Genomic DNA, 23,072 nt, shown 5'->3' with positions numbered 1-23,072 from the left:
GGCCTCACCCCTTCGGGGCGGCGGGCCTCAGCCGCAGACCGCGCCCCCCGCGGCGGAGCCGACCAGCTTGGCGTACTTCGCCAGCACGCCGCGGGTGTACCGGGGGGTCGGCGGGGCCCAGCCCTCGCGGCGGCGGGCCAGCTCGTCGGCGTCGACGTGCAGGTCGAGGGTGCGGGCGGCCAGGTCGAGCACGATGCGGTCGCCGTCGCGGACGAAGGCGATGGGTCCGCCGTCGGTGGCCTCGGGGGCGATGTGCCCGACGCACAGGCCCGTCGTCCCGCCGGAGAAGCGGCCGTCGGTGAGCAGCAGGACGTCCTTGCCCAGCCCGGCTCCCTTGATCGCACCGGTCACCGCGAGCATCTCGCGCATGCCGGGGCCCCCGCGCGGGCCCTCGTAGCGGATCACCACGACGTCACCGGGCTCCAGGGTGCCCTCGGTGACCGCGTCCATGGCGCCGGCCTCGCCGTCGAACACGCGGGCGGTGCCGTCGAAGACCTCGGCGTCGAAGCCCGCGCTCTTCACGACCGCGCCCTCGGGCGAGAGCGACCCGCGGAGGATCGTGAGGCCACCGGTGCGGTGGATGGGGTCGTCCATCGCGCGGATGATCGCGCCGTCGGGGTCCTGCGGCGCGATGTCGGCCAGGTTCTCGGCCATGGTGCGGCCGGTGACGGTGAGGCAGTCCCCGTGCAGCAGGCCGGCGTCCAGCAGGGCCTTCATGACCACCGGGATGCCGCCGATGCGGTCGATGTCGGTCATCACGAACCGGCCGAAGGGCTTGACGTCGGCCAGGTGCGGGGTGCGGTCACCGATGCGGTTGAAGTCGTCGAGGGTGAGGTCGACGTCGGCCTCGTGCGCGATGGCCATCAGGTGCAGCACCGCGTTGGTCGAGCCGCCCAGGGCCATGACCACGGTGATGGCGTTCTCGAACGCCTCCTTGGTCATGATCTGGCGGGCGGTGATGCCGCGGCGCAGCAGCTCGACGACGGCCTTGCCCGACTCGACCGCGTAGCCGTCGCGGCGACGGTCCGGGGCCGGCGGGGCAGCGCTGCCCGGCAGGCTCATGCCCAGCGCCTCGGCGACGCTGGCCATCGTGTTGGCGGTGTACATGCCCCCGCACGCGCCCTCGCCCGGGCAGGTGGCCTTCTCGATCTCGGTCAGCTCGTCGCGGGTGATCGTGCCGGCCGCGCAGGCGCCGACGCCCTCGAAGACGTCGATGATCGTCAGGTCACGGTCACCGAGCTTGCCGGGCACGGTCGCCCCGGCGTAGAGGAAGACGGCGGCCAGGTCGAGCCGGGCGGCGGCCATGAGCATGCCGGGCAACGACTTGTCGCAGCCGGCCAGCAGCACCGAGCCGTCCAGACGCTCGGCGAACACCACCGTCTCGACCGAGTCGGCGATGACCTCCCGGGACACCAGCGAGGCCCGCATGCCCTCGTGCCCCATCGAGATGCCGTCGGACACCGAGATGGTGCCGAACTCCAGCGGGAAGCCACCGGCCTCGTGCACCCCGGTCTTCACGGCCTTGGCCAACCGGTCCAGGCTCAGGTTGCACGGGGTGATCTCGTTCCACGACGAGGCGACGCCGACCTGCGGCTTGGCGAAGTCCTCGTCGCCCATGCCGACCGCGCGCAGCATCGCCCGGGCCGGGGCCCGGTGGTCGCCGTCGGTCACCTCGTAGGAGCGCGGCTTGATCGAGGGGGTGGGGGCGGCACCCTCGGTGGCGACGGGCTCGGTGGGGACGGGCTCGGTGGGCACGGACTCGGTGGTCACGGGCGCCGATGGTAGGCCGGTCCGGGGTCGTCGTCGGTCTGGGATCATCGTCGGCCGTGGACGACGACCGCACCGCCCGCATGCGGATGAGCCGGGTGGCACTGCTCCCCGTGCTGGTGTTCGCCGCCTGCACGCTGCCCGTCGCCGCCGCGGCCTGGTGGGCGCTCCCGGTGCTGCTGCTGCCGGCGCTCGCGGCGGCGTGGGTGCTGCGCGTGGGGGTCGACCTCGGTCCCGGCGGCATCGTGCCGCGCACGCTGCTGGCCGGCCGCACGGTGCCGTGGGAGGAGGTGGCCGGGCTGCGCGTGGGCGCCCGGCAGGAGCTGTACCTGGTGTCCACCGCGGGCACCGAGACGCGGCTGCCCGTCGTCCGGGCGCGCGACCTGCCCCGGCTGGCCGCCCTCTCCGGTGGTCGCATCCCCGACCCGACCGCCTGACCCACCGCCGGCCCCCCGCGGCGGGGTGCGCCTAGTAGCGGTCGACGACGTTCACCGGTGGCCGACCGGCCAGCACCCGCTGCACCTGGTCGGCGACCGCGGCGAAGGCCCGGGCACCGGTGCCGGGCACGGCGCCGGCCACGTGCGGGGTGAGCAGCAGGCCCGGCGCCGACCACAGCGGGTGCCCGGTCGGCAGCGGCTCGGGGTCGGTGACGTCGAGGGCGGCCCGCAGCCGGCCCGCGGTCAGCTCGGCCAGCAAGGCGTCGGTGTCGACCACGACCCCGCGGGCGACGTTCACCAGCAGTGCGCCGTCCTTCATCGCGGCCAGGAAGCCGGCGTCGACCAACCCCACCGTCTCGTCGGTGACCGGCACGACGACCACGACGACGTCGGCCGCCGGCAGCAGGTCGGGGAGGTCGGCGGTGGCCCGCACCCCGTCGCGCGCGCTGCGGGCCACGAAGGTGAGGTCGACGTCGAAGCCGGCGAGCATGCGGCCCACCGTGCGGCCGATGTCGCCGGCGCCGACCACGAGCACGCGCGCCCCGACCAGCGAGCGCTCGGTGCCGGGGGCCCAGCGCCCGGCGTCCTGCTCCCGGGTGAAGTGCGGGAGACCCCGCTGGGCGGCGAGCGCAGCGGCGACCACCCACTCGGCGGTCGCCGGCGTGTGCGCACCCCGCGCGTTGCACAGGACGACGCCCGCCGGCAGCCGGCCCACGAACTTCTCGGCCCCGGCGCTCATCAGCTGCACCAGGCGCAGGTCGGGCAGACCCTCGAGGAAGCCCTCGGGGATGTCCGACCCGCCGGCCGGCACCCACACCTGGGCCCGGGCGGCGTCGCCGGTGGGCGCGCCGGCGGCGGGGTCGACCCGGTGGGCGCGCACGCGCGGGGACACCTGCTCGAGGTGCTCCCCGAGGGCGCGGGAGGGCACCAGCACGTGGAGCTCGGCGTCGTCGGGCAGGTCGAGGGCAGCTGTGTCGGTGGGGGTGTCGGTGTCGGGCACGGTCACCGACGGTAGGTGCGCCGCCGCCCGGCGGCGATCGGGGCACCCGCGCGGCGCAGGTCCGGCGGGGCCGGAGTCGGTACCCTCGGACCGGTGACCCCGCGCGCGCGTGCCCTCGTGGCCGCCGGCGCCTGCCTGCTGCTCGCCGGCTGCGGTGGCGGCTACACCCCCAGCGGACCGTTCCGCGCCCAGCAGGAGGACCCCGGCCCGCAGGTGGGGCCGCCGGCGCAGACCTCACCGGCGCCGCGGCCGGGCGACCCGTCCACCCCGGGCTCGGACCAGGAGACCGAGGGCGACCCGAACGTGCTGGCCACCGACCTCGCCGTCCCCACCGGGCTGGCCCTGCTGCCCGACGGCACCGCAGTCGTCGCCGAGCGCGAGACCGGTCGCCTGCTGCAGGTCTTCCCCGACCGGTCCCCCGCCCGTGAGCTGATGGTCGTCCCCGGGATCGACACCAGCGGTGACGGGGGGCTGCTGGGGCTGGCCCTCTCGCCCACCTACGCCCAGGACGGGCTGCTCTACGCCTACCTGACCACCGCGACCGACGCCCGGGTGGTGCGCTTCCCGCTGGGTGGCACGCCCAACCCGGTGGTCACCGGCATCCCGCGGGGGCAGACCCGCAACGGCGGTGGCCTGGTGTTCGGGCTGGACGGCACGATGTACGTCGGCACCGGTGACACCGGCGACGCACCCACGGCGCAGGACCGGTCCTCGCTGGCGGGCAAGGTGCTCGCCTACGACGTCTTCGGCCAGCCCGTGGGTGACTCGCCGGTCTACGCCTCGGGGCTGTCCGACGTCCGGTCGCTGTGCCTGGGCGCCGACGGCGCCGTCTTCGCCACCGACGACGCGGCCACCGGTCCCGACGAGCTCAACCGGCTGGTCGAGGGCACCGACTACGGCTCCCCCGCCGCGCTCCCGGGCGCCGGCGCGCCGGTGCTCAGCGTCCCGGGCGACAGCGGGGGCCTGGCCGGCTGCGCCATCTCCGGCAGCTTCGTGTTCCTCGGTGCGCTCGACGGCCGCCAGGTGGTGCTCACCCAGCTGGGGCCCGACGGGGCGCCGACCACCGACCCCGAGCCGTTCCTGGTCGACGAGTACGGCCGGCTGCGCACCGTGGTGATCGACGGCGAGGGCGCGCTGTGGATCACCACGTCGAACACCGACGGGCTGGGCAGCCCGGCCGAGGACGACGACAAGGTGCTGCGCATCCAGCCACCGGCCTCGGACGAGACCAGCCCCCTGTAGCACGGTCGCCCTCCGGGCTCCGACCGCGTCCAGGTGCCGTCCCGGCCTGCTCGGAGCCGGTCCCCGCCATCCTCGGCGACCCTCCGGGCCACCTCGTCAGCCGGACAACTGCAACGGTTCGGTGCAGTGGCTGCACCGAACCGGTCAGCGGAGGACGCGTTCCTCGAGCATGCGCCGCACGGTGGCGGCGTCGGCCTTGCCGCGGGTCTCCTTCATGACCGCGCCCACCAGCGCACCGAGCGCCGCGACCTTGCCGCCGCGCACCTTCTCCACGACGTCGGGGGCACCGGCGATGGCGGCGTCGACGGCGGCACCGAGCTCGTCGGACTCCCCCATCACGGCCAGCCCGCGGGACTGGACCACCTGGGCCGGAGATCCCTCACCGGCCAGCACGCCGTCGAGCACCTGGCGGGCCAGCTGGTCGTTGACCGTGCCCGCCGCGACCAGCCCGCACAGCTCGGCGACCTGGGCCGGGGTGATCGCCAGGTCGGCGAGCTCCACGCCGGCGTCCTTGGCCCGGCGCGACAGCTCGCCCAGCCACCACTTGCGGGCGTCGGCGGGGTCGGCCCCGGCGGCGACGGTGTCGGTGACCAGCCCCAGCGCGCCGGCGTTGACCAGCCAGGCCATCTCGGTGTCCGACAGCCCCCACTCCTCGCGCAGCCGCGCGCGCCGCGCCGCCGGCAGCTCGGCCAGGTCGGCGGCCAGCTGCTCGACCCAGGCGGCGTCGGGCGCCACGGGCACCAGGTCGGGCTCGGGGAAGTACCGGTAGTCGGTGGCCTCCTCCTTGCTCCGCCCGGCCGAGGTGGACCCGGTGTCCTCGTGGAAGTGCCGGGTCTCCTGCAGGATCCGCTCGCCGTCGTCGAGCAGGGCGGCCTGCCGGCGCATCTCGTAGCGCACCGACCGCTCGACCGAGCGCAGGGAGTTCACGTTCTTGGTCTCGGTGCGGGTGCCCCACTCCAGCGACCCGACCGGGGCCATCGAGGTGTTGACGTCGCAGCGCAGGTTGCCCTGCTCCATGCGCACCTCGGACACGCCCAGGGCGAGCAGGATCTCGCGCAGCTCGGCCACGTAGGCGCGGGCCACCTCGGGGGCCTTGGCGCCGACCCCGGGGACCGGACGGGTCACGATCTCCACCAGCGGGATGCCGGCCCGGTTGAAGTCGACCAGCGAGTGGTCGGCGCCGTGGATGCGTCCGGTCGCGCCACCGACGTGCAGGTTCTTGCCGGTGTCCTCCTCCAGGTGCACGCGCTCGATCTCGACGCGGTAGGTCTCGCCGTCGACCTCGACGTCGAGGTGCCCGGCCGTGCACAGCGGCTCGTCGTACTGCGAGGTCTGGAAGCCCTTGGGGATGTCGGGGTAGAAGTAGTTCTTGCGGGCGAACCGCGACCAGCTGGCGATGCGGCAGCCCAGGGCCAGCCCGATGCGGATGGTGGCCTCGATGGCGGCTGCGTTGGCCACCGGCAGCGCGCCGGGCAGCGCCAGGCAGACCGGGCAGGTCTGGGTGTTGGGCTCGGCACCGAAGGTGGTGGCGCAGCCGCAGAACATCTTGGAGGCGGTGCCCAGCTCGACGTGGGTCTCCAGGCCGAAGACCGGCTCGTACCGGGCCACGACGTCGTCGAACTCGAGCAGGCGATCGGTGGTCACGGCAGGTCCTTCCCCCGCTGGGTGCCCCGGGCCTCGGCCCGGCCGGTGACGACGGCGCCGACCGCGGTGAGCACCCCCAGGACGATGAAGACGGCGAACACGGCGCGGCCGGTGGTGGCCCACAGCACGACGCCGGCGAGGACGACGAACGCGGTCAGCCCCCACGCGGCCTTGAGCGCGCCGCTCATGCCCGTGCCGCCAGCTGGTCGAGGAACCGGCCCCCGCGGGCCGCGTCCTGGGCGGCCTCCAGCCCGGCGGCGACCCGGTAGCACCGGTCGTCGGCCATGGCCGGGGCCATGACCTGCAGCCCGACCGGCAGGCCCTCGCTGAGCCCGCACGGCACCGAGATGGCCGGCAGCCCGGCCAGGCTGGCCGGCAGCGTGCAGAGGTCGGCGGCGTACATGGCCAGCGGGTCGTCGACCCGCTGGCCGAGCGGGAAGGCCACGATCGGGGAGGTCGGGCTCACCAGGACGTCGACGTCGCCGAAGGAGCGGGCGAAGTCGCCGGCGATGAGCGTGCGCACCTTCTGCGCCTGGCCGTAGTAGGCGTCGTAGTACCCGGCCGAGAGCGCGTAGGTGCCCAGCATGATGCGGCGCTTGACCTCGGGCCCGAAGCCCTGCGCGCGGGTCATGGCCATGACCTCGTCGAGGTCGCGGCTGCCGTCGTCGCCGACCCGCAGGCCGTAGCGCACGCCGTCGAACCGCGACAGGTTCGACGACGCCTCGCTGGGCGCGATGAGGTAGTAGGCGGCCAGGGCGAGGTCGAAGCTGGGGCAGGAGACCTCGCGCACCTCGGCGCCCAGCGCGCGCAGCTGGTCGACCCCGGCGCGGAAGGCGTCGAGCACACCGGCTTCGTAGCCGTCGGTGTGGCCCTCGCCGCCGAGCTCGCGGACGACGCCGACGGTCATGCCGGACAGGTCACCGGTGGCGCCCTGGCGGGCAGCCTCGACGTAGGGCGCGGCGGGCGCCTCGATCGAGGTGGAGTCGCGGGGGTCGTGGCCGCCGATGACCTCGTGCATGAGGGCGGCGTCGGCGACCGTGCGGGCCATCGGGCCCGCCTGGTCGAGGCTGGAGGAGAACGCGATGAGCCCGTAGCGGGAGACCGAGCCGTAGGTGGGCTTGTGCCCGACCAGCCCGGTGACCGCGGCCGGCTGCCGGATGGAGCCGCCGGTGTCGGTGCCGATCGACCAGGGCGCGAGGAACCCGGCCACCGCGGCCGAGGAACCACCCGAGGAACCGCCCGGGATGCGGTCGTGGTCCCACGGGTTGCGGGTCGGGCCGTAGGCGGAGTTCTCGGTGGAGGAGCCCATGGCGAACTCGTCCATGTTGGTCTTGCCCAGCAGCACGGTGCCGGCGGCCTTCAGGCGCGCGGCGACCGTGGCGTCGTAGGGCGGCCGCCACCCCTCGAGGATCCGCGAGCCGCTGGTGGTGGGCACGCCGTCGGTGACGACGACGTCCTTGAGCGCGACCGGGACGCCGGCCAGCGGGGCGAGCTCCTCGCCCGCGGCGCGGCGGCGGTCGACCTCGGCGGCGGTGGCCAGCGCGGCCTCGCCGTCGACGTGCAGGTAGGAGTTCAGCGCGCCGTCGGCGGCGGCGATGGCGTCGAGGTGGGCCTGGGCGACCTCGACGGCGCTGGCGCTGCCGCCGGCCAGCGCGGCGCGCAACCCGGCGACGTCCAGACGGGTCAGCTCGGTGCTCATGCTTCTCCCTGCAGGATGCGCGGCACGCGGAAGCGGTCGTCCTCGGCGGCGGGGGCACCGGCGAGCACCTGCTCGCGGGGCAGGCTGGGGGTGACGGCGTCGGGGCGGTGCACGTTGGTCAGCGGGACGGCGTGCGTGGTGGGCGCGACGTCTGCGGTGGGGGCGTCCTGCACCCGGGCCACGGCGCCGAGGACGACGCCGAGCTGGCCGGCGAAGAGGTCCAGCTCCTCGTCGCTGACGGCGAGCCGGGACAGCCGCGCGAGGTGCGCGACGTCGTCCCGGGAGAGGCTGCTGCTGTCCGTGCTCATGCGGCTGTGGCGCTCCGTCGGTCATCGGGGGTGGTGCGGGTGGGCGGGCCGGGAGGCCCCATCCCGGCCGTCCATCCTACGGGGGCCCCGGGCGACGACCCGCCGACCACGGGGTGGCCTCGCGCGGAGGCGATGGGGCAGGCTGTGCCCGTCCCCCGATCGACGGCGATCGGCACCCGGCGGGCCCGAGCCCCGACCACGTCTCCCGGAGGATGCCGTGTCCTACCTGTTGCGGTTGGTCGTGCCCGACCGGCCGGGCATCCTGGGCGCCGTCGCCACGGCGCTGGGACGGGCAGGCATCGACATCGTCTCGGTCGACGTGCTCGAGCGCGGCGGCGGCGTGGCCGTCGACGACATCGTGGTCGAGCTGGCCGAGGACCGGGTGGTCGACGGCCTGATCACGGCCGTGACGACCGTGCCCGGCGTGGCCGTGGAGTCGCTGCGCCCCTTCGCCGGCCAGCTGGACACCCACCGCGAACTGGCACTGCTGGAGGCCCTGGCCGGCGGCGGCGCGGGCACCCCGGCGTTGCTGACCGCCGAGCTTCCGCGGGTGTTCCACTGCGGCTGGGCGGTCGTGCTGGACGCGCACGGGGAGGTGGTGGCCGGGTCGGACGCCGCACCCGCGTTCGCGGGGGTCGCGCTGCCGTGGCTCCCGCTCGAGGGGCCGGCGCTGCTGCCCAGCGAGGACGACTGGGTACCCGGGCGCTGGCGCGACCTGGCGGTGGAGATGATGGCCACCCCGTTCGGCTCTGCGGCGACGGTCGTGGTGGGCCGCTCGGGCGGGCCGGCGTTCCGGCGCTCGGAGCTGCTGCGGCTGACCCACCTTGTCGGCATCGCCTCCACCGTCTCCCAGCTGCCCCCGACCTGACCTGACCTGACCTGACCTGGCCCTACTCGGTCTCGCTGCCGTCGCCGACGGTGGCGACCTCGCGGGCGGCGTCGGGGCCCTGCTCGAGCAGGACGGCGAAGCCGTCGTCGTCGAGGATCGGGGCCTTGACCTGCACCGCCTTGTCGTACTTGCTGCCGGGGTCGGCGCCCACGACGACGAAGCCGGTCTTCTTCGACACCGAGCCGGTCACCTTGCCGCCGCGCTCCTGGATCGCGGCGATGGCCTGGTCCCGGCTGTGGTCGCGCAACGACCCGGTGACCACGACGGTGACCCCGGTGAGCGGACCGGGGCCGGCGTCGGACGCCTCGTCCTCCATCCGCACGCCGTCGCGGCGCCACTTCTCCACCACGCCGAGGTGCCAGTCGACGGCGAACCAGTCACGCACGGCGGCGGCGATGGTGGGGCCCACGCCGTCGGCGGCGGCCAGCTCCTCCTCGGTGGCGGCCATCAGCCGGTCCATCGAACCGAACTCCCGGGCCAACGCCTGCGCCGCCGTGGGGCCGACGTGCCGGATGGACAGCGCGACCAGCACCCGCCACAGCGGGACGTCCTTGCGGGTCTGCAGGTTGGTCAGCAACCGCTGGCCGTTGGCCGAGAGGGTGCCGTCCTTCTTGGTGAAGAAGTCGGCGGTGGCCAGCTGCTCGGCGGTGAGGGAGAAGACGTCGCCCTCGTCGGAGAGCAGGCCGCTGGCCAGCAGCGAGGTGGCGGCCTCGTAGCCCAGCACCTCGATGTCGAAGGCACCACGGCCGGCGACGTGGAACACCCGCTCCCGCAGCTGCGCGGGGCACGAGCGGGCGTTGGGGCAGCGGATGTCGGCGTCGCCCTCCTTCTCGTGCCGCAGCTGCGTGCCGCACTCGGGGCAGTGCGTGGGCATGACGAAGGCGACCTCGTCACCGGTGCGCACGTCGACCACCGGGCCGAGGATCTCGGGGATGACGTCGCCGGCCTTGCGGATGACGACGGTGTCGCCGATCAGCACGCCCTTGCGGACGACCTCGCTGGCGTTGTGCAGCGTGGCCAGCTGGACGGTGGAGCCGGCGACCTTGACCGGCTCCATGTAGCCGAAGGGGGTGACCCGGCCGGTGCGGCCGACGTTGACCCGGATGTCCAGGAGCTTGGTGGTGGCCTCCTCGGGCGGGTACTTGAACGCGATCGCCCAGCGCGGGGCCCGGCTGGTGGAGCCGAGCCGCCGCTGCAGGGCGACCTGGTCGATCTTGACCACGACGCCGTCGATCTCGTGCTCGACGGAGTGCCGCTGCTCGCGGTAGCGCTCGATGTAGGCCCACACGGCCTCCAGGTCGGGCACGACCTCGTACCGCTCGCTGGTGGGCAGGCCCAGCGCCTTCAGCTGCTCGTAGGCCTGCGACTGCCGCTCGACCTCGAAGCCCCGGCGGGCGCCGACGCCGTGCACGAGCAGCCGCAGCGGGCGGCTGGCGGTGACCTTCGGGTCCTTCTGCCGCAGCGACCCGGCGGCGGCGTTGCGGGGGTTGGCGAAGGGGGCCTTGCCGGCCTCGACCTGGGCGGCGTTGACCTCGGCGAAGGCGGCGACCGGGAAGTAGACCTCGCCGCGGACCTCGACCAGCTCGGGGACCGCGCCCGTGTCGGGGTCCCCGGCCAGCTGCTGGGGGACGTCGGCCATCGTCGCCACGTTCGCCGTGACGTCCTCGCCGGTGGTGCCGTCGCCGCGGGTCGCCGCGCGCACCAGGCGGCCGTGCTCGTAGACCAGGTCGATGGCCAGGCCGTCGATCTTCAGCTCGCACAGGTAGCCGGCCCCCGCGGCGCCGTCGCGGTCGGCGCGGGCGGCCCAGGCCGAGAGCTCGTCGGAGGTGAACGCGTTGTCCAGGCTCTGCATGCGCTCGAGGTGGGTGACCGGGGAGAACGTCGCGCCGAAGCCGCCGTTGACCTTCTGGCTGGGCGACTCGGGGGTGACCAGCGCCGGGTGGTAGGCCTCCAGGGCCGTGAGCTCGCCCATGAGCTCGTCGTACTGGCCGTCGCTGACCAGCGGGGCGTCCTTGACGTAGTAGGCGAACGCCAGCCGGTCGAGCTCCTCGGACAGCTCGCGGTGGCGCGCGCGGGCCGGGTCGGGGACCTCGGTGACGTCGGCCCGGTCGGCTGCCGCCGCGACGGGTGGCGCGTCGGGGGTGTCGGTGGGGTCGACCTCGGCCTGGGTGCTCACGGTCGGAGACGGTAGCCGCGGGGTCCGACAGGAAAACTCACTCGGGCAGGAGGTACTTCGCCGCCTCCCGCACGTGGGCCATGGCGGCCCGGGCGTGGGCCGGGGAAGCGCCGGCCAGCCCGCAGGTCGGCGTGAGCGTGACCGCCGTGTGCAGCTGCTCGGCCGGGAAGCCGAGCTGACCCCACCAGGACCGCAGCCGGGCGGCCGTGGCCTTGGGCGCCGGGAGCGGGCGGTCGGTGCCGGGCACGACGCCGAGCAGGAGGTGGGTGCCCGCGTCGACCGCCGTGCCGACGGCGTCGAGGTCGCCCACCAGCGCGTGGTCCAGGCCGACCGCGTCGGCCCCGGCCGCGCGCAGCAGGGCCAGCGGGACCCCCGCGGCGCAGCAGTGGACCACGGTGGGCCGGTCGATGTCGGCGAGGAAGCGCGTGGTCTCCTCCTGCACGACCTGCTCCTCGACGGCCGGGAGCTTGCCGAAGCCGCTGGCGGTGGGCAGGGCGCCCCGCAGCACCGCCGGCAACGACGGCTCGTCGACCTGGACGACGACGGTGGCCCCGGGCAATCGGGCCGCCACCTCGGCGGCGTGCGCCCGCAGCCCCTCGGCCAGGGACTGCGCGAGGTCGCGACGCGCCCCGGGGTCGACCACCGCCCGCTCGCCCCGGGTGCGCTCCAGGGCGGCCGCCAGCGTCCAGGGGCCGGCGGCCTGCACCTTGAACGGGCCGGTCCAGTCGCCGGCGACGTCGTGGAGGGCGTCGAGGTCGCGGGCGAGGAACTCCCGGGCCCGCTGCAGGTCCTTGCCGGGGCGGGGCACGAGACGCCAGCCGGCCGGGGTCAGGTCCACCGCGACGTCGACGAGCAGGGCGGCGGTGCGGCCGACGATGTCGGACCCCGCACCGCGTTCGGGCAGCTCGGGCAGGTGGGCGAAGCCGGGCAGCTCCCCCACGACCAGGCGCACGGCCTCGGCCGGGTCGGTGCCGGGCAGCGACCCGACGCCCGAGGCCGGCCCCCACGGTGACGTGGGGACCGGCCTCGGGTCGGTGGTGCTGGGGGTGCTGTCGTGCTGGGGACTACCGGGTGACGCCACGCCCGCGACGGTAGCCCGCCGCGGTGGCGACCCCGCCGGCCAGCAGCAGGCCGACGCCGAGGGCGGTCAGCTGACCGGTGGCCGCACCGGTGTTGGCGAGCTGCCCGGCCGCGATCCCGTTGCCGGGGTGGGCGACCGGCTGGGTGCCGGGAGAGGTCCCCGGCCCGTGGCCGGTGCCGTCCCCGTTCCCGGTGCCGTCGCCGTTCCCGGTGCCGTCGCCGTTCCCGGTACCCGACCCGTCGCCCCCGGGCGTTGCCGGGCAGGTGAACCCGGCAGCAGCCACACCGAGCACACCGCTGGTGCCCGCGGCGCTGGCGGTGCCGTCGGCCCCGCCGCCTGCGCCCCCGCCACCACCGGCGGGCGGGGTCACCGGTGACGAGGGCCAGGCGCCCCCCGTCACCGCGGTGCCGTGGTCGGCGGCCGGCGGCACGAACGGGTCGGCCGCGGTGGTGCCGGCCAGCAGGGCGATGAGGGTGTCGACGTCCACCGGGCCGGCCACCTCGTCGGTGCCGTTCGTGAAGGCGCTGAAGCTGTCCCCACCTGGGGTGAGGAACGAGTTGGCCACCACGCGGTAGGTCTCGCTGGGGTCGACGACGGACTCCTGGCCGGTCAACGGGTCGGTGATGCGGATCGACGCCGGGTCGACCCGGTCGTAGGCCGGACGGCCCGGGTCGTAGGTGTAGGAGAAGCCCTCGGAGGTGCCCAGGTACAGCTGGCGAGCGCGGGCATCGGTCGGGAACTGCTGCTCGAGCAGCAGCCGGATGTCGGCGCCGGTGAGGCTGACGGCGTTGGCGTAGTTGCCGAAAGGCTGCACGTTGAACACCTCCCGGAAGGTCACCGGGCCGGCGTCGATGTCGGCCCGCAGACCGCCGGGGTTCATGAAGGCGACGGCGGGGACGCCCCCGGCGAACTCCGTCGCGGCACCGTCGTAGGTGCCTGCCGGGTCGTCCCGCAGCGCCTCCAACTGGGCCTGGGCGACGGTGTTGCCCAGCTGCGACTCCGAACCGCGGTCCTCCGTCACGCCGTCGGCGGCCTTGGCCCGGCTCAGGGGGTCGCGGGTGACGCCGACCTCGACGGCGCCCTGCACCTGGGCCCGGTCGGTCCAGTACGACACGATGCCGGCGATACCCGCGTCGGCGGGCCGGGCAGCTCGGTCGGTGGGCTCGTTGGCGGAGGAGTAGGTCCCGCACAGGCGGTCGACGTCACCGGTCTCGCCGTCGATCACCAGGCGGGTGTCACCGACCACACGGCCGTAGAACCCCTGCTGGGTCACCAGGCGTGGCTGACCTGCGGGGTCGGTCAGGTAGCAGCTGTAGTTCTGGTGGGTGTGCCCGCCCATCACGACGTCCACGGCCGGGTCGGTGTCGGCGTTGATGTCGACGAGCGGGCCGGTCACCTCGGCGCAGCCGTTGACCTCAGCGGTGTCCGACCCGGTGTTGGTGGCCCCCTCGTGCACCAGGGCCACGATTGCCTCGACCCCCTGCGCACGGAGCGCCGGTACGAAGCGGTTGATGGACTCGGCCTCGTCCAGGAACTCGACGTCGGCGATGCCGTCCGCGGCGACCGTGCCCTGCGTGGTGCGGGTGACCACCCCGATGAAGCCGATCTGCTGGTCACCCACCTGTTGGACCAGGTAGGGCGGAAGCATGGGCGTGGTCGTGCCGGGCCGCACCACATTCGCGGCCAGGTACGGGAAGTCCGTCCCGCCGAAGGGCTGGTTCGTGCTGTCGAGGAAGCAGGACTGGGAGGGCAGACCGACATCGTCGCAGGCACCCACGCCGTCGGTGTAGGTGCCGTCGGTGGCGCCGGACAACCGCCGGAGCTCATCGGTGCCCCGGTCGAACTCGTGGTTGCCCACCACGGAGACGTCCATGCCCATCGCGTTGAGCACCTCGATGGTCGACTCATCCCGGAACGCTGCCGACTCGAAGGGCGAGGCGCCGACCAGGTCGCCGATGCCCAGCAACAGGGAGTTCTGCGCGGCGCCGCCCTCGGCGGCGAATGCTCCGCGCAGCGCGGTGACGGTGCTCGCGACGTTCGCGGCACCGCCGACCGTGGCCGCCCCGAGCACGGAGTCCCCCCCGGTGGTCGGGGCGATGCGCCCGTGCAGGTCGGTGATGGACAGCAGCTGCACCGGTACGTCGGGAGCGGGTGCCGGGGCGGCGGACGCCGCGGTGGGCACCACGACCAGGCCGGCCGAGGCCACCAGGGTCGCGGCGAGGGTGAGGCGCGTTCGGCGCAAGGGTCCTCCAGGAACTGGCCCCGGCCCAACCGTGCGTGACGGCTCGGTCACAGAGCATGACTAAGTAGCGCGGCGAACCATCTCGCCCCGCGAAACGTAGCCCGCTCCCCTGACGAAACCAAGGGTCCGCTGTGAACCGACCCGCAGCGTTCACGCGCCCGCAACCCGGGTGGACATGTCGACATGTCGACGGCCGTCCCGACGGGGACCCGGGACGGGTTGCCCCCCCGGGTCAGACGGTCGCGCGGCGCGCGGCGAGCGCGACGGCGGCCTGGCCGAGCACCCGGTCGCCGCATTCGGCGTCCGGCTCGTACAGCACGGCCGACTGGCCCGGCGCCACGCCCCGCTGCGTCTCGTGCAGCGAGACCACGAGGCCCTCGCCGTCGGGCACCACCGTGCAGGGCACGGCGGCAGCGTGCGCCCGCAGCTGCACCTGCGCCTCGAGCGGCCAGGCCGGCACCGGTCCGGCCCAGGTCGGGGCACCGGTGCGCACCTCGTCGACCCCGGTGAGGTCGGCCGTGCCCACCGTGACCGTGCGGGTGACCGGCTCGATGCCCAGCACGTAGCGCGGTCGCTGGTCCCCCGCGCTGATGCCCAGCCCCTTGCGCTGGCCGACCGTGAAGCCGTGCGTGCCCCCGTGCTCCCCCACCACCGCGCCGGTCGCGGCGTCGACCACCGGGCCGGGCGCGGAGCCCAGCCGCCGGTCGAGGAAGCCGCGGGTGTCCCCGTCGGGGATGAAGCAGATGTCGTGGCTGTCGGGCTTGGTGGCCACCGCGTAGCCGCGCTCGGCGGCGAGGCCGCGCACCCGCTCCTTGGTCATCGAGCCCAGCGGGAACACCGCCCCGGCCAGCTGGTGCTCGGTGAGCACGCCCAGCACGTAGCTCTGGTCCTTGGCCGCGTCGACCGAGCGGCGCAGCTCGCCGTCCACCAGGCGGGCGTGGTGGCCGGTGACGACCGCGTCGAACCCCAGCGCCTGTGCCCGGTCCAGCACCGCGGCGAACTTGATCTTCTCGTTGCACCGCAGGCAAGGGTTCGGCGTCCGGCCGGCGGCGTACTCGGCGACGAAGTCGTCGACGACGTCGGAGGCGAACCGGTCGGCCATGTCCCACACGTAGAAGGGGATGCCGAGCTCGGCGGCGACCCGACGGGCGTCGTCGGCGTCCTCGACGCTGCAGCACCCGCGGGACCCGCTGCGCAGCTGCTGGCGGTGCTGGGAGAGCGCCAGGTGCACCCCGGTGACGTCGTGGCCGGCCTCCACGGCCAGCGCCGCCGCCACGGCCGAGTCCACACCGCCGCTCATCGCGGCGATCACCTTCACGCCGACCGCCGCCCCAGCCCGGCGCGGCGGGCCCGCTCGACGACCGGGCCGACCACCGAGAGGACGGCGTCGACGTCGGCACCGGTCGAGGTGTGGCCCAGGCTGAAGCGCAGCGAGCTGCGTGCCCGCTCAGGGTCGGCACCGGCGGCCAGCAGCACGTGGCTGGGCCGGGCGACACCGGCGCTGCAGGCCGAGCCGGTGGAGCACTCGATGCCGTTGGCGTCCAGGAGCATGAGCAGTGCGTCGCCCTCGGCCCCGGGGAAGGACAGGTGCGCGTTGCCGGGCAGCCGCCCGGGTCCGCCGGCCACGACGGAGTCCAGCGCCGGGCCGTTGAGCTGCACGTCGGGGACCCGCTCGACCACCCCGGCGACGAGGCGGTCGCGCAGGGCGGCGACCCGTGCGGTCCGGGCCGCACGGCCGGCGACGCTGGTGGTGGTGGCCACGGCCAGCGCGGTGATGGCGGCGACGTCGAGGGTGCCCGAGCGGACGTCGCGCTCCTGGCCCCCGCCGTGCAGCAACGGGGTGCACTCGGCGTCGCGGCGCAGCACGAGCACCCCGGCGCCCATGGGTCCACCCAGCTTGTGGCCGGTCATGGTCAGCGCATCGACCCCGCTGGCGGCGACGTCCACGGGCACCTGCCCGACCGCCTGCACCGCGTCGGTGTGCAACGGGACGCCGACGGCGTGCGCGGCGGCGGCCAGGGCGGTGAGGTCGCTGACCGCGCCGATCTCGTTGTTGGCCCACATCACGCTGGCCAGGGCCACGTCGGTGCCGTCGCCCAGCGCCTCGGTGAGGGCCTCGGCGGTGACCTCGCCGGTGGGCGTCACGTCGAGCCAGGTCACCTCGGCGCCGTCGTGCTCGACCAGCCACTCGACGCTGTCGAGGACGGCGTGGTGCTCGGCCGGGCTGGTCAGGATGCGGGTGCGTCGGGGGTCGGCCGCGCGGCGGGCCCAGAACATGCCCTTGACCGCGAGGTTGTCGCTCTCGGTCCCCCCGCCGGTGAACAGCACCTCCGACGGGCGGGCCCCGAGCGCCTCGGCCAGCTGCTCGCGGGCCTGCTCGGCCGTGCGGCGGGCGAGCCGGCCGCTGGCGTGCAGCGACGACGCGTTGCCGACCCGCGCGAGCTGCTCGGCCATCGCGGCGATGGCCTCGGGCAGCATCGGCGTTGTGGCCGCGTGGTCGAGGTAGGTCATGACGTCGCCAGGGTAGTCGCGCCCGGATGCGGCCCGGCCCCGTCGTCCGCCCGACCGCCCACCTCGCCGTCGGCCTCGCCACCCACCCCGCCGTCCACCCCGCCGTCGACCGGGTGGCAGCGGCCGGCGACCAGCACGCCGACCGCGGCGACCAAGGACAGCCCGGCGACGGCGGCGAGCACCGATCCGGTGAGCGGGAGCGAACCGGCCGACGCAGCGGCCAGCAGCACGCCGACCGCCCCGATGCAGACCGCGCTCCCGGTCACGTCGGCGATCTGCAGCGAGGCCGAGTCCGCCCCGCGGCGGTGCGCGGGCGACTGGTCCAGCAGCAGCACGCCGACGCTGCTCATGCCCAACCCCATGCCGACCCCCGCGACGGCCCACGTGCCGTAGGTGGCCCACCCGTGCAGCCCCGGGACGGCGACGAGCGCGGTGCCGGCGACCCCGACCACCACGAGCACGAACCCCGCCTGCAGCAGGCGCACGCGCGACAGGTCGGGACGGCGACCCTGCAGCGCCGAGGCGGTCGACCACCCCAGCGCGGCCGCGGTCAGCGGCACCCCCGCCGCGGTGGCCGGGTAGCCGTGGAGGGTGGTGAGCGAGAACGGGATGAGCGACTCCACCCCGAAGAACGCCCCCGCCAGCAGGCCCCGCGAGGCGACCACGGAGGGCAGCCCGCGCGCGGCCCGGCCGGTGCCCCGCGGCAGCAACCCCCGCAGGCCCACCACCAATGCGGCGAGCCCGACGACGGCCAGGGGGACCGCGAGGAGGTCCAGCCGCTGGCCGGCGTACTGCAGTGTGCCCACCCCCACCCCGCTCAGCACCGCCCACCACGGTCGGCTGCGGTCCGGGGTCGAGGCCCCCGTCGGGATCCCGAGGGCCCGCAGCGCCGGCAGCACGAGGCCCAGACCGACGGCCACCAGCGGGAGGATGCCCAGGAAGACCAGCCGCCAGGTGGCCGTCGCGGTGACCAGCCCGGCCACCAGCGGACCGACGAGGGCCGGCACCACCCACGCGGCCGAGAGTGCACCGAACAGCGCCGGCCGCATGCGCGGGTCGTAGGCCGCCCCCGCGACGACGTACAGCGACACCGCGATGAGCCCGCCGCCCAGGCCCTGGACGGCACGGCCGGCCACGAACAGCGCCATGTCCGCGGCCAGCCCGGCCGCGAGCAGTCCCAGCGCGAAGACGGCCACGCCCCCCAGGAGCGCCGTCCGCGGTCCGCGCCGGTCACCGACCTCACCGCCGACCACCATCCCGACCACCTGGGCGACCAGGAAGGCGGTGAACGGCCAGCCGTACCAGGCCAGGCCGTCGAGCTCGGCGACCGCGGTCGGCATGGCGGTGGCCACCGCCATCGCCTCGAAGGCGACGAAGGTGACCAGCACCAGCAGCCCGGTCGTGGTCGACCGGTGCCGCCGGTCGAAGACGCCCGGTCCGCTCACCCCGGGGGCAACCCCGCGTCGGGCGGGGAGCTTCCCGGCAGCAGTGCCCGGACGGCGTCCAGCGTGTCGGCGTCCGCGGGGCCCTTGTCGGGGCGGTAGCGCAGCACCCGCGCGAAGCGCAGCGCTACGCCGCCGGGATACCGGGGACTGCGCTGCACCCCGTCCAGCTCGATCTCCACGACCAGCTCCGGGCGCATCGTCACCGTGCCGCCGTCGGTCTCGGTGACCAGCTCGGGGAACGTGCGCGTCTGCCAGGCCAGCAGCTCGTCGGTCATGCCCTTGAAGGTCTTGCCCACCATGACCGGGGCCCCGCCGCCGGGGTCGCGGGCACCCAGGTGGATGTTGGACAGCGACCCGGTGCGCCGGCCGTAGCCCCACTCGGCACCGATGACCACGAGGTCGAGGGTGTGCACCGGTTTGACCTTCCGCCAGGCACTCCCCCGCCGGCCCGCGGCGTAGGGGCTGGTCAGCGTCTTGACGACGACGCCCTCGTGACCGGCACCCAACGCCTCGGCCTGGAAGGCCGCCGCCTGCTCGGGCGTGGGGCGGGTGACCCCGGGCATGCGGTGCGTCGGGGCGACCCGGGCCAGCGCCTCGTGCCGGGCCGCCAGCGGCTGGTCGACCAGGTCGGTGCCGTCGACGTGCAGGCAGTCGAAGAAGAACGGCCGCAGCAGCAGCTCGCCGGCGTCGGCGCCGAAGCGGGCGGCCGTCTCCTGGAACGGGCGCGGCCGGCCGTCGTCGGTGAGCGCGAGGGTCTCGCCGTCGAGCACCAGCTGCCGGGCGGGGAGGCCGCGCACGACGGCGACGAGCTCGGGCACCCGCGTGGTGATCTCCTTGAGGCTGCGGGTCCAGACGCGCACGTCCTCGCCGTCCTTGTGCACCTGGATGCGGGCGCCGTCCATCTTCTGCTCGACCACCACGTCGCCGTCGCCCAGCGCGTCGGGCAGGTCATCGGCCGGCGAGGCGAGCATCGGCCGCAGCGGGCGGCCGACCTGCAGCCGGACGGCCTCCAGCGCAGGCACTCCCCCGGTCAGCGCGAGCGCGGCGACCGCGGGCAGCTCACCGGAGAGGAAGAACGCCCGCCGGACGACGGCCGCGGGTGCGTCGGCGGCGGCGGCCACGGCGTCGAGCACGACGCCCTCGAGCGCACCGTGCCGCAGTTCCCCGCCGAGCAGGCGGAGCAGGAAGGACTGCTCGTCGGCGGTGGCGGCGCCGAACAGGTCGCCGAGCAGTCGCGCCCGGCGGGCGGTCGAGCCGGCGCCGGTGACGGCGGCGAGCTCGTCGAGGGCGGCCTCGACGGCGGCCACCGACAGGCTGGGCTCTGCGGCGGGGGCGGCGTCGACCCCGGACAGGGTGCGCCAGCCGGCGCCGAGCTTGCCCTGGCGCGGGGCGCCGGACAGCCATGCGGTGATCGGCGCGACCTCGTCGGGGGCTGCGGCCCGCAGCAGCTGCGCCACCGCGGCGCTCTTCGCCGTCCGGGCGCGGGTGGCGCCGACCGCGGCGGAGGTGGTCACGACGTCGGCGAGCAGCACCGGTCCATCGTCGTCGAGGACGTCCACCTGCGCGAAAGTCCGTCCCCCTGCACCACATCTGGTGCAGGGGGACGGACTTCGGTCAGGGCCCCTGATCAACGCTGGGCAGGCGGACGTTACTTGCGGGCGGTGATCTGCTCCGTCGCGGCGGGGACGACGGTGTTCAGGTCGCCCACGACGCCGAAGTCGGCCAGCTCGAAGATCGGCGCCTCGGGGTCCTTGTTGACCGCGACGATGTTCTTCGAGGTCTGCATGCCGGCCCGGTGCTGGATGGCCCCGGAGATGCCCACCGCGATGTAGAGCTGCGGCGACACCGTCTTGCCGGTCTGCCCGACCTGGAACGAGTGCGGGTAGAAGCCCGAGTCGACCGCGGCGCGGGAGGCACCGACGGCCGCGCCCAGGGAGTCGGCCAGGCCCTCGATGACGGAGAAGTTCTCCGCCGAGGCCACGCCACGACCACCGGAGACCACGATGGCGGCCTCCGTGAGCTCGGGGCGGTCGGACTTCTGCTCGACCACCCGGTCGACCACGCGGGTCTGCTTGGCGGCGTCGGAGATCGAGACGGCGATCGTCTCCTCCTCGGCCGCACCGGCGGCGGCCTCGGGGGCGACCGAGTTGCCGCGCAGGGTGTAGATGGGGGTACCGGCGGTGACCTTGGAGTGCACGATGGTCGCGCCGGCGAAGGCCACCTGGGTGGCGGTGCCGTCGGCGGCGATCTCGGTGACGTCGGTGAGGAACCCCGAGCCGGTCTTGATCGCCAGCCGGCCGGCGACCTCCTTGCCCTCGGGCGTGGAGGGGATGACGACGGCGGCCGGCGAGCGGTCGGTGACCAGCTGGGCCAGCACCTCGGCCTTGGGGGCCACCAGGTAGGCGTCGATGTCGTCGGACTCGCCGACCAGCACCTTGGCGGCGCCGTACTCGGCGAGGGCGTCCTTCACCGACGCGGCGGTGCCGGGCGCGCCGAGGACAACGGCCGAGGGCTCGCCGAGCGCGCGGGCGGCGGTCAACGCCTCCAGGGTGGTCTTGCGGACGCCGGAGCCGTCGGGGGCGACCTCGACGAGGACCAGGACTTCAGCCATGACTGTTCTCTTCTCCTTCGAGGGCTCTGCGCGTCAGACGATCTTCTGGCTGGCCAGGTAGCCCACGAGCTTCTCGGCGCCGTCGCCCTCGTCGGTCACCTTGACGCCCTCGCCCTTGGGCGGACGGCCGGCGAAGTCCAGCACCTGGCTGGTCGCGGTGGCCAGGCCGACCGAGCCCGCGTCGACGCCCAGGTCGGCCAGCGACTTGGTCTCCACCGGCTTCTTCTTGGCGGCCATGATCCCCTTGAAGGAGGGGTAGCGCGGCTCGTTGATGGTGTCCCAGGTGCTCACGATGGCCGGGGTCTGCGCCTCCAGGGCCCAGAACCCGCCGTCGGTCTGCCGCTCGACCTTGAGCGTGGAGCCCTCGACGGTGAGCTTGCGGGCGCCGGACAGGTGCGGCACACCCAGTCGCTCGGACAGCAGGGCCGGCATGACCGACACCTGGCCGTCGGTGGACTCGGCCCCGCAGATGACCAGGTCGTACTCCAGCTGCGACAGCGCCGCGGCGATGACCGCCGAGGTCTGCACCGCGCACGAGCCGTGGATGGCGTCGTCGGTGACGTGCACCGCCTTGTCCGCACCCATCGACAGGGCCTTGCGGATGGCGTCGGTGGCCCCGGCCGGGCCGACGGTCAGCACGGTGACCTCACCGCCCTGGGACTCCTTGACCGTCAGCGCCTCCTCGATGGCGTACTCGTCCATCTCGTTGATGACGTTGTCCGCGCTCGCGCGGGCGACGGTGTTGTCCGCGCTGTCCAGCGCACGCTCGCTGCCGGAGTCGGGGACCTGCTTCACAAGAACGACGATGTTCATCGCACCTCCGCGGGTGGTCTCGGGTTGCGGGCACGGAGCCCGCGCACGCATCGATGATTCACGTTACTAGCCGGTAACGTGCGGTCGTCAGGCCGCCTGCGGGTGAGACCAGTCACCACTGACCGCGAACCGTTCGAGGGTCCGCCGGTAGGGCGCCGGGTCCATGCCCTGCTCGGCCAGCCAGGCGTCGGAGTAGTAGGTGTGCGCGTAGCGCTCGCCGCCGTCGCACAGCAGGGTGACCACGCTCCCCCGCCGTCCGGCGGCCACCAGCTCGGCGACGAGCTGGAAGGCACCCCACAGGTTCGTGCCGGTCGAACCACCGGCCCGGCGGCCGGTCACCGTCTCCAGGTGCCGCACCGCCGCGACCGACGCCGCGTCGGGCACGCAGAACATGCGGTCGACGATGGTCGGCACGAACGAGGGCTCCACCCGTGGCCGGCCGATGCCCTCGATGCGCGAGGACGTGCCGGTGGCACCCGGGTCACCGTCCCGCCAGCCGGGGAAGAACGCCGAACCCTCCGGGTCCACCACGGCCAGCCGGGTGGGCAACCGCCGGTAGCGCAGGTACCGCCCGATGGTCGCGCTCGTGCCCCCGGTGCCGGCCCCGACCACGACCCACTCGGGCACCGGGTTCTCCTCGGCCGCCAGCTGCTCGAACACCGACTCGGCGATGTTGTTGTTGCCGCGCCAGTCGGTGGCCCGCTCGGCGTGGGTGAACTGGTCGAGGTAGTGCCCGCCGGTCTCGGCGGCGATGCGCCGGGCCTCGTCGTACACGGTCCCGGCGTCGGCGACCAGGTGGCAGCGACCGCCGTGGAACTCGATGAGGGCGATCTTCTCGGGGCTGGTGGAGGCCGGCATGACGGCGACGAAGGGCAGGCCGAGCATGCGGGCGAAGTAGGCCTCGCTCACCGCCGTCGACCCGCTGGAGGCCTCCACCACGGTCGAGCCCGACCCGATCCAGCCCGAGCACAGGGCGTGCAGGAACAGCGAGCGGGCCAGCCGGTGCTTGAGGCTGCCCGTGGGGTGGGTCGACTCGTCCTTGAGGTAGAGCTGCACGCCCCACTCCGGGGGCAGCGGGTAGACCAGCAGGTGGGTGTCGGCGCTGCGCCGGGCGTCGGCCTCGACCAGCGCGACGGCGCGCTCGACCCAGGCCCGCCCGACCTCGTCGCACCGGTCCAGGTGGGCGGGCCGCTCGCTCATCGGCGGG

Annotated in this window: 19 protein-coding genes; 3 read left to right on the top strand and 16 right to left on the bottom strand. The window is 74.8% G+C overall.

The window, feature by feature from the left end; translation table 11 throughout:
• Positions 1–27: 27 nt before the first annotated feature.
• Positions 28–1,770 (bottom strand): dihydroxy-acid dehydratase, encoded by a 1,743-nt coding sequence (gene ilvD, locus TEK04_RS18890; protein WP_336405908.1) that lies wholly within the window; start codon positions 1,768–1,770, stop codon positions 28–30.
• A gap of 56 nt (positions 1,771–1,826) precedes the next feature.
• Here ilvD and TEK04_RS18885 point away from each other — a divergent pair, with 56 nt between their 5' ends.
• Entirely contained in the window at positions 1,827–2,204 is a 378-nt protein-coding gene (locus TEK04_RS18885; protein ID WP_336405907.1) for a PH domain-containing protein, read from the top strand.
• Positions 2,205–2,235: 31 nt separating this feature from the next.
• Here the strand turns inward: TEK04_RS18885 and TEK04_RS18880 are convergent, their stop codons facing one another.
• Entirely contained in the window at positions 2,236–3,204 is a 969-nt protein-coding gene (locus tag TEK04_RS18880) for an NAD(P)-dependent oxidoreductase (protein ID WP_336405906.1), read from the bottom strand.
• Positions 3,205–3,297: 93 nt separating this feature from the next.
• On the opposite strand from TEK04_RS18880, the gene TEK04_RS18875 reads away from it, so the two are divergent.
• Positions 3,298–4,446 carry a PQQ-dependent sugar dehydrogenase gene (locus TEK04_RS18875; protein WP_336405905.1) on the top strand — a complete coding sequence of 383 codons (1,149 nt, stop codon included), beginning with the start codon at positions 3,298–3,300 and terminating at the stop codon, positions 4,444–4,446.
• Positions 4,447–4,590: 144 nt separating this feature from the next.
• Here TEK04_RS18875 and gatB read toward each other — a convergent pair whose 3' ends face one another.
• The 4 genes from gatB to gatC are packed head-to-tail and all read right to left on the bottom strand — an operon-like array spanning position 4,591 to position 8,097.
• Entirely contained in the window at positions 4,591–6,090 is a 1,500-nt protein-coding gene (gene gatB / locus TEK04_RS18870; RefSeq protein ID WP_336405904.1) for an Asp-tRNA(Asn)/Glu-tRNA(Gln) amidotransferase subunit GatB, read from the bottom strand.
• Positions 6,087–6,278, bottom strand: coding sequence for a hypothetical protein (locus tag TEK04_RS18865; protein WP_336405903.1), 192 nt, complete (start codon positions 6,276–6,278; stop codon positions 6,087–6,089). Before TEK04_RS18865 ends, gatB begins: the two co-directional genes overlap by 4 nt.
• On the bottom strand, positions 6,275–7,789 hold the full coding sequence (gene gatA / locus TEK04_RS18860; RefSeq protein ID WP_336405902.1) for an Asp-tRNA(Asn)/Glu-tRNA(Gln) amidotransferase subunit GatA: 1,515 nt from the start codon (positions 7,787–7,789) through the stop codon (positions 6,275–6,277). Before gatA ends, TEK04_RS18865 begins: the two co-directional genes overlap by 4 nt.
• Complete coding sequence (gatC, locus tag TEK04_RS18855; RefSeq protein ID WP_336405901.1) at positions 7,786–8,097, bottom strand: Asp-tRNA(Asn)/Glu-tRNA(Gln) amidotransferase subunit GatC; 312 nt, start codon at positions 8,095–8,097, stop codon at positions 7,786–7,788. The genes gatA and gatC overlap by 4 nt, the downstream gene beginning before the upstream one ends.
• 217 nt (positions 8,098–8,314) lie before the next feature.
• Between gatC and TEK04_RS18850 the strand changes: the two genes are divergently transcribed.
• Positions 8,315–8,965 (top strand): ACT domain-containing protein, encoded by a 651-nt coding sequence (locus TEK04_RS18850; RefSeq protein WP_336405900.1) that lies wholly within the window; start codon positions 8,315–8,317, stop codon positions 8,963–8,965.
• A gap of 22 nt (positions 8,966–8,987) precedes the next feature.
• On the opposite strand, the gene ligA is transcribed toward TEK04_RS18850, so the two are convergent.
• The 10 genes from ligA to cds1 all read right to left on the bottom strand — a co-directional run bounded on the left by ligA (position 8,988) and on the right by cds1 (position 23,065).
• Positions 8,988–11,162 carry an NAD-dependent DNA ligase LigA gene (ligA, locus tag TEK04_RS18845; RefSeq protein WP_336405899.1) on the bottom strand — a complete coding sequence of 725 codons (2,175 nt, stop codon included), beginning with the start codon at positions 11,160–11,162 and terminating at the stop codon, positions 8,988–8,990.
• 37 nt (positions 11,163–11,199) lie between these two features.
• Complete coding sequence (locus TEK04_RS18840; protein WP_336405898.1) at positions 11,200–12,243, bottom strand: methionine synthase; 1,044 nt, start codon at positions 12,241–12,243, stop codon at positions 11,200–11,202.
• A complete protein-coding gene (locus TEK04_RS18835; protein WP_336405897.1) occupies positions 12,227–14,485 on the bottom strand; it encodes a bifunctional metallophosphatase/5'-nucleotidase in 2,259 nt (752 codons plus the stop codon). The genes TEK04_RS18840 and TEK04_RS18835 overlap by 17 nt, the downstream gene beginning before the upstream one ends.
• Positions 14,486–14,717: 232 nt before the next feature.
• A complete protein-coding gene (mnmA, locus tag TEK04_RS18830; protein WP_336405915.1) occupies positions 14,718–15,797 on the bottom strand; it encodes a tRNA 2-thiouridine(34) synthase MnmA in 1,080 nt (359 codons plus the stop codon).
• A gap of 2 nt (positions 15,798–15,799) precedes the next feature.
• Positions 15,800–16,996 (bottom strand): cysteine desulfurase family protein, encoded by a 1,197-nt coding sequence (locus tag TEK04_RS18825; protein WP_336405896.1) that lies wholly within the window; start codon positions 16,994–16,996, stop codon positions 15,800–15,802.
• Positions 16,993–18,441, bottom strand: coding sequence for an MFS transporter (locus tag TEK04_RS18820; RefSeq protein WP_336405895.1), 1,449 nt, complete (start codon positions 18,439–18,441; stop codon positions 16,993–16,995). Before TEK04_RS18820 ends, TEK04_RS18825 begins: the two co-directional genes overlap by 4 nt.
• Complete coding sequence (locus TEK04_RS18815; RefSeq protein ID WP_336405894.1) at positions 18,438–20,000, bottom strand: ATP-dependent DNA ligase; 1,563 nt, start codon at positions 19,998–20,000, stop codon at positions 18,438–18,440. The genes TEK04_RS18820 and TEK04_RS18815 overlap by 4 nt, the downstream gene beginning before the upstream one ends.
• Before the next feature lie 89 nt (positions 20,001–20,089).
• Positions 20,090–21,052 carry an electron transfer flavoprotein subunit alpha/FixB family protein gene (locus TEK04_RS18810; RefSeq protein WP_336405893.1) on the bottom strand — a complete coding sequence of 321 codons (963 nt, stop codon included), beginning with the start codon at positions 21,050–21,052 and terminating at the stop codon, positions 20,090–20,092.
• 33 nt (positions 21,053–21,085) lie between these two features.
• A complete protein-coding gene (locus TEK04_RS18805) occupies positions 21,086–21,847 on the bottom strand; it encodes an electron transfer flavoprotein subunit beta/FixA family protein (protein WP_432277357.1) in 762 nt (253 codons plus the stop codon).
• A gap of 105 nt (positions 21,848–21,952) precedes the next feature.
• A complete protein-coding gene (cds1, locus tag TEK04_RS18800) occupies positions 21,953–23,065 on the bottom strand; it encodes an L-cysteine desulfhydrase Cds1 (protein WP_336405891.1) in 1,113 nt (370 codons plus the stop codon).
• Positions 23,066–23,072: the final 7 nt, after the last annotated feature.

Origin of the sequence: Klenkia sesuvii (assembly GCF_037083825.1) — a bacterium.
Taxonomy (GTDB): domain Bacteria; phylum Actinomycetota; class Actinomycetes; order Mycobacteriales; family Geodermatophilaceae; genus Klenkia; species Klenkia sesuvii.
The sequence above is the reverse complement of the archived record's forward strand: the minus strand, read 5'-3'. Positions and strand labels throughout refer to the sequence as shown.